Raw genomic sequence first — 12215 nt, forward strand, 5'->3', positions numbered from 1 at the left:
AACCTGTTCAAAGTTCAACCATACCCCAAACCAGAGTAAACAACGCGAATCATTTTGCACAATGCTAAATCCCAATTTAATAGCTTTTATTGGCGTGCAAAATGATTCGTTATTCTATGCGAAAAAATCCGCCGCGCTACACAGGATCACTTCACAGTAGCCCCAGTCACCGCCTTGTTGATTCAGAACGCGGTCGGTAAGCAGCGCCTGATGCGCACGGTGAAACGCCCCGAAGCCGATGTGCACCATACGGCTGGCAAGTACTGCGCGATCGTACTGCGGCTGCTGCACAGCGGCAGGCAGCGAGGTATTGGCGAGAGTGGCGTGATGCGTGACGGTGGTCGACGTTGTCATAACAATATCCCTGATTACGGCAGGCCATCGTGCGTTACCGCGTTCATGTGTCCCCGACGGAGCTGTATGTTGGGGAGTAATGTGAGAAGTGGCCTGACCAAATAATGAAAAAAGATGCTTGAGTATAAAATTTCAAACTGTACTTCTTTCCGCGTAAAAAGCCAATTTGTTTGTCCAAAAAACATTGTTTTGGTGATATTGGTCAACCTATTTTGTTTTCTTGTTGGCGCTTTTCGCGGGCTGGTGTAGTCTGTGCTCGGAATGCCGGGCAAAATTGGTCGGCCTGTTTACCGCTTTGGTTGATGAGATTGATGCACCTGCCGTCTGGCAGTGACTGCCGTGGACCGGAAACAGCGCAAGGCATAATTTACAAGTTATTGATTAATAGTAATAAAGATGGAAAAAACCTGGTGTTGGTATGGCCCGAACGATCCTGTCTCTCTGGACGATGTCCGTCAGGCGGGAACAACGGGCGTGGTGACCGCGTTGCACCTCATCGCGAATGGCGAAGTCTGGACGATCGAAAAGCGTAAAGCCGAATTGAAAGCCAAGGGGCTGGTGTGGTCGGTGGTTGAGAGTGTACCGATTCACGAAGATATCAAAACACAAACCGGTCGCTATCAGCACTATATTGCCAACTACCAGCAGTCTCTGCGCAATCTGGCACAGTGCGGTATCGACACCGTGTGCTACAACTTTATGCCAATTCTGGACTGGACGCGTACCGATCTGGAATACCAACTGCCGGATGGCTCCAAAGCGTTGCGCTTTGATCAAATTGCCTTCGCTGCGTTTGAACTGCACATTCTCAAACGTGACGGCGCAAAAAATGATTACACCGAGGAAGAGCAAGCGCAGGCTGCTGCTTATTTTGAGTCGATGACCGAAGCGGATATCGCGCGTCTGACGGCCAATATCATTGCGGGTCTGCCGGGGGCGGAAGAGGGCTATACGCTGGATCAGTTCCGCGCGCGTCTGGTTGAATATGACGGTATTGACCATGCCAAACTGCGTGAACATCTGGGCTATTTCCTGAAGCACATTGTGCCGGTTGCCGAAGAAGTGGGTATCCGTATGGCGATCCACCCGGACGATCCGCCGCGTCCGGTTCTGGGGTTGCCGCGCGTGGTTTCTACCATTGAAGATATGCAGTGGATGAAAGAGACCGTGGATAATATCCACAACGGTTTCACCATGTGCACCGGTTCTTACGGCGTGCGTGTGGATAACGATCTGGTTAAGATGATTGAAACCTTCGGCGATCGTATCCACTTCACCCACCTGCGTGCGACTTGTCGCGAACAAAATCCGAAAACCTTCCACGAAGCGGCGCATTTGGGCGGCGACGTGAACATGGTGGCGGTGGTGAAAGCGATCCTGACGGAAGAATCACGCCGTAAAGCGGCAGGCGATCTGCGTCCGATTCCGATGCGTCCTGACCACGGTCACCAGATGCTCGACGATCTGAAGAAGAAAACCAACCCTGGTTATTCTGCGATTGGTCGCTTGAAAGGGCTGGCGGAAGTGCGCGGCGTTGAGCTGGCGCTGAAACAGGTTTTCTTCCCTGAATTGTTGTAATACCGCGGCGTTACCATTGGGATAACATCAAGAGGCGCTAGTGTTCACGCAGCACCTCGTTGACTTTATTCAGTGGTTTAATCAAGTAATCAAGCACGCTTTTTTGCCCCGTTTTAATCTACACATTCGCCATCATGCCGGGCACAATGGCAAACTGGTCGCCGTTTTTATTGGTCAATCCGCTTTCCAGCGTGCGCACATAGACCCGGTAATAATATTGGTCGCGCCGTACCTCATCTTGCAAGGTGTCCGGTGAAACGCTTTCCACTTCGCCTTCCAGATCGCCATAACTGGATGAGTCATAAGCGGTAATTTTCACGATGGCGGGCAATCCAGGGCGGATGTAGGCGATATCACGCGGGTTAACGCGGGTTTCAATCAACAACTTGTTTTCAAGCGGCACGATTTCCATTAACTTACCACCGGGTTGCAGCACTCCGCCGACGGTCGTGACCTGAATGTCTTTGATGATACCGCGCACCGGCGAGGTGAGGGTGGCGCGCCGTAGTTGGTCGGCCTTACCGTTGACGACTTCCAATTGTGCTTCCAAATCGGCATTATTCTTTACCTGCTCTTCGCGTGCCCTGACAGCATACAGATTGCGTGCTTCATCGATCTTGCCACGGATTTCGCTGATTTGTCGCCGCAAACGGATCACTTCTACCGCGCTGGCTGCACCACGGGCGACCAGCGGTTCGGTCATTTTCAATTCCTGCTCTACCAGTCGCATAGACTGTTGCAGGTTCAGCACGGTTTCATCGCGGTTACGCAGGCGGGATTCATACAGTTGGCGCTCACGCGCCGCCAGATTGGGATCTTTCAGCGTCTCCTCGCTAAAGCGCAGTGGCTCTCCGCTCAGTTCTGCACGTAAGCGTTCTGCCGAGGCGCGCAGGGTGGTGACACGCGAAAAGGCTTCACCATACACCGACTGGGCACGGTTGATATCCAATTGTGCCAAGTTCTGGCCTTTTTCCACGATATTTCCTTGCTGAACGAACAGGTTATCGATCACGCCTCCATCGAGGCTTTCAATGACCTGTGCCCGTGATGAGGGGGTGACTTTCCCACTGCCGACGGTGACTTCATCCAGGATGGCGATTTTCGCCCAGAAGAAAAACACCACTAGCCCCAGCAACGTCAGCCAAATCACTCTGGAGGAGGCTTTCCCTTTTGCGCTGAACAGCGTCTTGTTCATGGTTTTCCCCCTCAGGCGACCTGCTGTGCGTTATCGAACGGCTTGCTAACCGCTTTGAGTATCTGCTCTTTCGGACCATCGGCAATGATGCGTCCGTTGTCCATCACGATCAGCCTGTCAACCAGCTTGAGCAGTGCCGGGCGGTGCGTCACCAATACCAGCGTGCGTCCTTCCAGCCAGCTTTTCATCTGGCGAATAACCTGTTCTTCCAGTTGTTCATCCATGGATGCTGTGGGCTCATCCATCAGCACGATTTGTAGATTGCGCAGGATAAGACGGCTTAACAGCACCATCTGGCGTTGCCCGCCGGAGAGGCCGCGCCCGCCTTCCTGAATGATACGCTCAAGGCTGGATGCATCCTGCTGCACCATGCTGAGCGCACCGCTGATACGCAGTGCTGCCAGCAGCTCCTGCTCGCTGGCGTGCGGGTTGCCCAGCATCAGGTTCTGCCTGAGGCTACCGAAAAACAGCCGTGAATCCTGAGAGAGAAAACCTATCTGGCGGCGCATGTCTGCCGGGTCAATGTATGCCATGTCGACACTGTCCAGCGTTGTTTTGCCGCGCGTGGCTGTCGCTTGCCCGGCGAGCAGTTTGAGCAGGGTGGATTTGCCGGTACCAACCTTGCCCAATATCGCGACGCGTTCGGTGGGCTTGATGTCCAGCGTATTGATAAACAGGGCGTTATTTCCCTTTTCCGGATCGTAGCTGTACTGCGCCTGTGTCACCTGATAGTGCCCTTGCAGCACCGGACAGTGGGCGATTTCTTGCGCATCCGGCGTATCGAGTGGTTTTTGCAGCAGTTCATCAAGGCCGGTCAGGACGTTTTTGGCGTGCTGCCAGCGTGAGAACACCATAGTGAGTTGCATCAATGGGGCGATGGTGCGTGATGACAATAGGCTACATGCTACCAACGTCCCGGTGGTGATGTCCCCGGCCAACACCAGATAGCTGCCGAATACCAACATGCTGGCATAGGTTAACTGCTGTACTGTTGATGCCCAACCGGTCAGGAGTGCGCCCCACAGGCGCTGCTTCATGCCGACGGCGGCGCTCACCTCGTGGGTTTGCTCCCACTGCCGCTGGAAATAGGGCTCAGCCTGGAGCGCTTTGATGTCTTCCACCCCTTCAATGGATTCCACCAGCACCGCGTTGCGCAACGAGCTCTCACGCATGCCCTCTTTAGCCAGTTTTGCCATCGGCCATTGCAGCAAGATTCCGGGGATGACAATCAGCGGGATCGCCAGCATGGGAATAAGCACTAGCGGACCACCAATAAACGACATCAGCGCAAGAAACAGCAGCACAAAAGGCATATCTGCCGCCGCGCCGACCGTGGTAGAGGTCAGCAATTCACGTACCTGATCGATTTCCCGCAACTGAGAAATAAAGGAGCCGGTAGATTTGGGGCGCGCTTCGTTCTTGATGGTTAACGCGCGGGCGAACAGCATGCCGGAAACGCTCAGGTCGATCTGTTTGCCCATCAAATCGGAGATCACGGTACGGGATAAGCGGATAGCGTATTCAATAGCGGCCGCCAGCAGCACGCCGCCAAACAGCACCCAAAGGGTAGGCATGGACTGCGAGGGAATAACGCGATCGTAGACCTGCATGGAAAAGAGGATGCCTGCCAGTGCCAGCACGTTGCCAATGATAGAGGCCAGCGCCACTTCGCCAATCGACCGTTTGGCGTGAGCAAAGTGCTGCCAGAACCAATGCTTACGGTAGGGTTTGACGAAATCATCGATACGGGCATCGCGGCCGCGTTCCGCAATGCCGGTGAGCACCAGCGTGTCCTGAATCTGCGATTGCAGCGTCTCCTTGTCAATTTTGCGTTGCAGATCGCCGCCGTCACTGCGCCAATACACCAGATTATTTTCGTCATCAATGGCTTCGATCACCAGCACGCTGCCGTCATGGGATGCGGCCAGTACCGGAAGAATGCCGGGGCTCCAGCGTAAGCGCTCCCAACGACACAGGCTGGTGTGCAAACTCATCAGGCGGGCTATCTGTTCCAGCTTGCGCGGCAGCGGCAGATGTTCATGCCAGCGCATCTGTTGTGCGACCTTACGCACATCGACAACATACCCATAATGAGCGGCTGTTCTTGCCAGTGCGGCGATCCATATTTCTGTGGTGGCAGACGCAGTCATGCAATCTCCTGTGAGTAATACTTGGGTTAACAGCCACTTTTCACATCATTACACACACGTCATTACAATGACGGCAGCCGATCGCCACTGGGCGCGTTCTCGTTCTATGCCAAGCATATCCAGCAGATTATCGACGGCAGCAGCGTAGTTGACCGTTGCATCCCAACCATCAAACTGCGCCGTTGCACGTGCGTTTTCGGCCTGAAGCACGTCTTGCTCCACGCTGAGCAAATCGTTCAGACTGCGCTTGCTCAAGCGATATTCGTCGCGATACACATCGCGGGTATAGTTGGAGCTGGTGAGCTGGCGACCTGACGCTGCTGCGCGCCGATCATGCCGGCATAAGCGGTGGCTGCGCGCTGGTTGATATCGAGCTTGGCGGCTTCCACTTCAGCCTGTGCGGCCTCGCGCGCATTCTGGGCTGCATCGATCTGTGCGCTGACGGCACCGCCTTGATAGATGGGCGCTTCTATCAGCAGCCGTACCTGATCGTCCCAGTAGGCGCGGTTGCGGGTATCGTTGCGCGCGCGTGTCGCCTGCACGGAGACACTGGGCCAATGTTTGGCTTCTGCCTGACGAATACGTTGCCGGGCGGCTTCCTGACGTGACTGTGCGCTACGTACCAGCGCGCTTTGCTCGTAGGGCAGCGCCTGTAAGGTGATCGCCTGTTGTAGCAGTGCCTGCGGCAAATCCGGCAGGCGCGCGGGCACCACGCCGGTTAATACAGTTAGTTGCGCCAGCGCCGAGCGCTGCTGCGCACGGTATTGCTCAAGTGTGGCGACCGTGCCTGCGATACGCGTTTCCGCCTGCAATACGTCGGATTGCGAATTGAGCCCGGCTTGTGCTCGCATTTCAGCGATGGCTTTTACTGCTTCAAGCGAGGTGATATGCCGTTCTGCCGACGCCGACAGCGTTTGATAGCGCTTGATCTGTAAATAGGCGAGCAGAGTTTGTTGACCGACACCGGTCATGATGTTGTAGAGCTGGTAGCGATAGGCATCCGAGAGGTGATGCTGTTCATCGATGCTGCCGCTGGTTTTGCCGAAATCGTAGATTAACTGTGTCAGCGAAACGCCCGCCGAGGTGGTGCGACCGCGCGTGCCGGGGGTATCACTTTGATTTTGCCTGCCAACGCCACCGTTCAGCGCGATCTGTGTCATCCAGGCGCTTTCGGCCAGCTTCAATTCGCTGGCACCAATACGGATTTGTGCTGCTGCCTGCGCGATTTGTGGATTTCGGTCAAAGGCGTACAGAATGGCCTGCTCAAGGCTCAGGCTATCAATCTGCTGTTCACTGGGGGCTGCCTGCCAGGTAACACCCAGTGGCTGCGCGGATACTGGCGCGCCCCCTGACGTGGCGATGAGCGCGATAAGCACGCTCATGCCGCATAAGGTGGCACGAAAATAGGGCTGGCGAACGTCATTCCTAGCAAAAAAAGACCGTTTTATTATCAACACCCTGACCGTCGTGTGCGCCACAGGCACGCGCATACCTGTGGCGGCTTCTTCCGTTTTGTTATCACGCCATTTCGTTATCACACCATGTTGACGTGCGGCCCTTGCTGCACCAGCACATCTCCCAGTGTGTTGCCGCTCTACAGCGACGAGTTGTGGTACACATCGAACACGATGCCATCCAACGCCCGTTGCCCGGCCAAGGCCCAGATGCCGCTTGGATCGGGGATCAAATTGACCGCGTTGCCCGCCGCGCCAAGGATGCGCAAATCGTCTTCGGGTTTATCGGTGACCGACAGCGCTCGCGCCAAATCGAGCGTGATGCTGTTGGTGCCAGAAGCCCCGAGATCGAAGATTTCGATGTTGTCGATGCTCAATCCCAGCGCGGTGAGATCCAGCGCGAGATGTTCGCCATTCAGCAACAGCGTATCGGTTCCTGCACCCCCGTCGATATGCCGTGCATCAAGCGCGGAGACCTGAAGCTGGTCGTCTCCGTAGCTACCGGTCAGTGTGCCGTTTTTATTTGACACGATAGCGACGCCGCCGATGCTGTAGCTGATATCACTCGGTATGGTGACCGTGGTGTTTGCACCGCTACTTTGCTCCGCGTTCAGGCTGGCGAGCGTCAAGGTGCTGTCGTCATGCGCTGTGCTCGTTTCGTGAGTGACGGATGCGGTGTGGCTGGTTTCCAACGAAACGCTACTCTCCTCAAGCGTCAGGCTGTGGCTCTCGATGCTGGCGAGCGTGAGAGGGAGCGAAATCCCGGTGGTCAGCCCGGCAGACACGCCGATGCTGTTACCTACGACATCCGTGACAGATGTCGCCACCAGCGTGCCGGTCAACACAGAGAGGATGTTGAGCACGGTAAGCCCCAGCGACGTGAGCAGCGAGCTTTCCAGCCGGGCGGTCCAACTGCCATCGGCTTGTACCGTGCCGGTCAAAGTGAGGCCGTTAAGCACCGAGTTGGTTTTGAGCAGAGAAACGGACACCTGCGCGCCAGCCTGCACGTTGCGGCTTTCGCCGTGGATGGTCAGGCCGTTGGTGATAATACTCAGCGCGCTCAGCAGCGTAGTCGGATCGATGCCCAATTGCGGCAGCGCATGGGTTTTGACGATGGCTGTGCTGCTGGCGCTATTGCTGTTGCCATAGCGGTCGGTCACGGTTACGCCCACGTTCAGGTTGCCGTCGACAATGTTCAACAGGTTGGCCGTCGGCACGGTCACGCTCCAACTGCCATTGGCGGCAACGGTGGTGGTCAGCACCAATCCGCCGACATTGACGCGGATATTGCCGCCGACGGCGTTACTGGCGGTCCCACTGATGGTTTGATTGACCTGTGCTTCGGTCAGGTTGAGGTAGCCATCACCGAACAGGGCACTCAGTGACAGCGACGGCAGATTATGGATGCCGATGCCCACGCTGGCGCTGGCATTTTTACCTGCGGGGTTGGTGAGCGCGACGCCCAGCGTCAGATTGCCGTCGGTGAGTGCATTGAGATCGGTGGCGGACAAACTGACCGACCAGGTACCATCGCTTTGTACTACGGTCGTCAGGGTTCTGCTTCCCAGCGTGACGCGCAACGTTGAACCCACGGCGTTGGTCGTGGTGCCGCTGATAATCGGACTGGTCGCAGCTTCCACGGCGTTCAACAGTCCATCACCGCCAAACAACGGGTTGAGCGTGATGGTCGGTGTGGCATTGATGGCAACCGTCGCCAGACTGTTTTGGCTGACGCTGTTGCCTGCGGCGTTGGTTAATTGTGCATTCACCGTCAGAGATCCGTCCGCCAGCGCTTGCAGATCCAGCGTGGGCAGGCTCAATGACCAACTGCCGCCCGCATTGATGGTGGTGGTGTAGGTTTTTCCTCCGAGCGTTAAGGTGAGCGTGGTGCCTGCCGCTGCCTGCGTGGAGGTGCCGCTCAGGATTTGTGTGCTGAGCAGGTCGTTCAAATCCAGAATGCCGTTGCCGAACTGTGGGTTGAAGCTAATGGTCGGCGGTGTGAGTGCGACCGTCAGGCCCGCACTGGCACTGTTACTGTTGCCCGCCGCGTCGGTGACCGTTGCGTTGACTGTCAGGTTGCCGTTCAGTAATGATTGCAACTGCGTTGAGGTAACCGGAATGCTCCACAGACGCCCCCGGCACCCACGGTGGTGTTCAGCGTAAGCCCACCTAGCGTGACAGCGATGGTTGATCCTACGGCTGCCTGCGTCGTGGTGCCGCTCAACGTCTGGCCCAGCGCGGCCTCCGCCACGTTGAGATAGCCATCACCGCCAAACAGTGGATTAAGGCTGATGGTCGGCAAGTTTTTGGTGATAGCCGTAATGGTTCGGTTGATTGAGCCAGTGTTGCCGCTGCTGTTGGTCACCTCTACGTTAACTAACACGCTGCCATCAACCAGTGCAGCAAGATCGGCAGGTTGCAGGATCAGGCTGAAGGCCCCGCCAGCGCCTACCGTGGTTTGGAAGGTTTTACTGCCCAGCGTCACGGAAACCTGAGATCCAACCGCTGCATTGGTTACCAACCCACTCAATGTTTGAGCTACCAATGCTTCTGCGGCGTTGAGGAAACCGTCGCCACCAAAAATAGGGTTAAGTGTAACCACGGGCTGGGAGAAGCCTAACGTTAATCCACCGCCGAGTGAGACGGTGTTGCCGACGCTGTCGCTGGCGCTCACCGTGACCGTGACATTGCTGTTGCCCAGATTTTGTAGCAGTGCCAATACGTCTGGGGCAACGTTCACACTCCACTTGCCGTTGGCACCGACCGTTGTGGTCAGGGTTGTTACGCCAGCCACATCGATGGATAGCTGGGTACCGGATACCAGATTTATCGCCGTACTGCTTACAGTCTGATTAACCAGCAGATCGGCCAGATTGAGCAGACCGTCACCGAATATCGGATCGAGTGTCAGGCTGGGTAGATTATTGATGATCGTCGGTACGTTGATGGTTTTGCTGGCCACGTTACCGCCGTAATCGGTGACGGCCACGCCAAGTGCCAGTGTGCCGTCCCGCAAGGCTTTTAAATCCAACGTTGGGATAAAGAGACTCCACGCGCCACCTGCACCCACGGTGGTGGTGTAGGTTTTGGTGCCCAGCGTGACGGCGACGTTAAAGGCACCTTTGGTGAGATCGATGTTGCCGACCACGCCGCTGATGATTTGATTGGCGGCAGCTTCAAGCGCATTCAGGCCATTATTGCCAAAGGCGAGGACGGAATCGATGGTGGGCACAGAACGTAATACATCGATATCGATCAGTTCATTCTTGCTATTGCCATTGACATCCACAATGTCGACGTTCACCCGCAACAGTCCGTCGGAGAGGCCGGAGAGCAGCGACGGTGGGAATGACACGCTCCAGGCACCGCCCGCGCCTACGGTGGCTTCCAGCGTGGTTCCTGCGATGGTGACACTGACTTTGGCACCGAGGGAACTGCCCGTAGCGTGACCGCTGATCACTTGCGCGATCAGCGATTCGGTATAGTTGAGGATGCCGTTGTTACCGAAAATATCGTCAATGCCTGCTCCCAGCGTTTTGTTAAGCGCCACGTTCAACGTAACTGAGGTGCTACTGCTGTTGTCCGCGGCGTCGGTAATGGTCAGGCCGATCACCTGCGGGCCGTCGGTGAGTTTAGTGAGATTGAGGTCCAGGAAGGGAATCTGCCAGTTGCCATTAACATCGACCAGCGTGCTACCGGTGAGCGGGCCTGCTGTCAGCGTTACCGTGGCACCTTTCTCACCTTTACCGCTCAGCACTTGCCCCAGCAACGCTTCTGCCATCGCCAGTATGTTATTGCCTGCAAAAGCATCTATGGTGAGCAGCGGGATTTCCGTATCAACTGTGATAATGAGTGGCGTTGCGTTAGTGGAATTGCCTGCCGCATCTTTCAGCGTGGCGGTGATGGTGTGTTGCCCCTGAGCAAGGTTGTTCAGATCGGCGGTGGGAATGCTAACGGACCAGATGCCGCCCGTGCCACTGCCATTATCGAGTACCTGTGCCTGATAGGTCTTCCCGCCCAGCGTGACAGAGACAAAGCGCCCGACTTCCGCAAAGGAGGCTGTGCCATTGATGGTTTGCGCCGTTGCCAGTTCACTGTTATCCAGCGTGTTATCTCCGGCGAAGGTGAGGATGGCGACAGATGGCGGGGTAACATCAACCTGAACCGTGGTGCTGGTGTTAATGGTGTCACTGCCCACCACGGTTGATGCTGTAATGTTCACCGTGCCATTAGACGTAAAAGTGGCGTAGGCTGCATCAGAGACGAGAATATTCACACTCCAGATACCGTTACTGTCAGTGATGACACTACCCGTAGGTTGAATGTCATTGATGAGCAACGTTATTGCCTGTGAACTGACTCCGTGATGCAGTACCCCAGAAATGGTGATCGTAGCCTGTGATTCATCGGCGTTGATAATGTTGTCATCGGCAATGGCATTAATCACCAGCGTTGGAACTGGCGGCAGGGTGAAATCAACTGGAACGGTTAGCGTCTGGTTAGCCGCATTGCCCGCTTTATCCTATGCCTCTATCGCGATCGTCGTTGTCGGAACGGTGAACTGCTGCAACTCCGACGCCAATATTGGTGTCATAGCCATGACTATTCACAGTGACGGTCACTTTTTGCCCGACTTCCAGCCCGGTTGACGTGCCGCTCAGAGTTTGTGCGGCGCGGCTTTCGACATAGTCCAGCCCATCGCCGCCGACAAACGGGGTATCCAGCGTGACGGCGGGCGCATGAAAATCGTTTTCGAAGGTGACCGTGTCGCTGGATGAGTTACCCGCCTGATCGGTGGCGGTCACCACCAGTTTGTGATCGTTACTTTCAGCGAGCGAACTTAGTGCGTTGGCTGGCAGGGTGACTCTCCAGGCGCTGCCCGTGACCACGGCCTGATAAATCACGCCGTTAAGGTCAATGTTTTGTGCACTGCCGGTGCTATTGGTGGTGCCACTGATGATAATCGGGCCGCTGGCTTCCGCGATGTTGAGTATGTTATCACTGCCAAATAATGGTTCCGTGATGTCAGGTGCGAGCAGTGTCAATGCCGCAGTGACATTGGTAGAGGTGCTGCTGTTGCCTGCCCGATCGGCTACAGTGACCGTGATGGTATGCCCCCCTTCGGTAAAGGCATCCAACTGAGTGGAGGAAAGCGGCAGCGACCAGCCGCCCAGACTATCCACCAGTACGCCGGTGAACACCACCTGATTGGGCGTGCCGGCATCCAGGGTTACTGTCACCGTTTGTCCGCTACCGCTGATCCCGGTATTACCGCGCAATGTTTGAGCGGTGTTTGACTCCTCCAGATTGAGGTAGCCATCACCGAAGGGCAGTACCAGTGTGGCGCTCGGCAGCTTGTGGAACAGCGCTTCTGCGCTGCCATTGGCGGTGCTGCTGTTACCCGCGCTATCCGTGACGGTAACGATGACGCTAACTGGGCCATCGGGGATTGATGACAGGTCGGCGCTGGCGAGCGGCAATGAC

General features: G+C 56.0%; 5 protein-coding genes and 3 pseudogenes. 1 reads left to right on the forward strand and 7 read right to left on the reverse strand.

The window, feature by feature from the left end; translation table 11 throughout:
• Positions 1–132: 132 nt before the first annotated feature.
• A pseudogene (locus tag ACMZI0_RS08855) lies at positions 133–354 on the reverse strand (fructuronate reductase); the annotation flags it as partial.
• A 396-nt stretch (positions 355–750) separates the two neighbouring features.
• On the opposite strand from ACMZI0_RS08855, the gene uxuA reads away from it, so the two are divergent.
• The gene (gene uxuA, locus ACMZI0_RS08860; RefSeq protein ID WP_415672672.1) at positions 751–1932 is read left to right on the forward strand and encodes a mannonate dehydratase; all 1182 of its coding nucleotides are present in this window, start codon (positions 751–753) and stop codon (positions 1930–1932) included.
• A gap of 37 nt (positions 1933–1969) precedes the next feature.
• Here the strand turns inward: uxuA and ACMZI0_RS08865 are convergent.
• The 6 genes and pseudogenes from ACMZI0_RS08865 to ACMZI0_RS08890 form a co-directional block, all read right to left on the reverse strand.
• A pseudogene (locus ACMZI0_RS08865) lies at positions 1970–3127 on the reverse strand (HlyD family efflux transporter periplasmic adaptor subunit).
• A gap of 11 nt (positions 3128–3138) precedes the next feature.
• Complete coding sequence (locus ACMZI0_RS08870) at positions 3139–5277, reverse strand: type I secretion system permease/ATPase (protein ID WP_415672673.1); 2139 nt, start codon at positions 5275–5277, stop codon at positions 3139–3141.
• Positions 5278–5339: 62 nt separating this feature from the next.
• Positions 5340–6659 (reverse strand): annotated as a pseudogene (locus ACMZI0_RS08875) (TolC family outer membrane protein).
• A 212-nt stretch (positions 6660–6871) separates the two neighbouring features.
• Positions 6872–8830 carry an Ig-like domain-containing protein gene (locus tag ACMZI0_RS08880; RefSeq protein WP_415672674.1) on the reverse strand — a complete coding sequence of 653 codons (1959 nt, stop codon included), beginning with the start codon at positions 8828–8830 and terminating at the stop codon, positions 6872–6874.
• Positions 8815–11178 carry an Ig-like domain-containing protein gene (locus ACMZI0_RS08885; protein ID WP_415672675.1) on the reverse strand — a complete coding sequence of 788 codons (2364 nt, stop codon included), beginning with the start codon at positions 11176–11178 and terminating at the stop codon, positions 8815–8817. Before ACMZI0_RS08885 ends, ACMZI0_RS08880 begins: the two co-directional genes overlap by 16 nt.
• 70 nt (positions 11179–11248) lie before the next feature.
• Positions 11249–12211: an Ig-like domain-containing protein gene (locus ACMZI0_RS08890; protein ID WP_415672676.1), complete on the reverse strand. Its 963-nt coding sequence runs from the start codon at positions 12209–12211 to the stop codon at positions 11249–11251.
• Between the last annotated feature and the right edge of the window lie 4 nt (positions 12212–12215).

Source organism: Symbiopectobacterium sp., assembly GCF_047692315.1.
In the GTDB taxonomy this organism is placed as follows: Bacteria; Pseudomonadota; Gammaproteobacteria; order Enterobacterales; family Enterobacteriaceae; genus Symbiopectobacterium.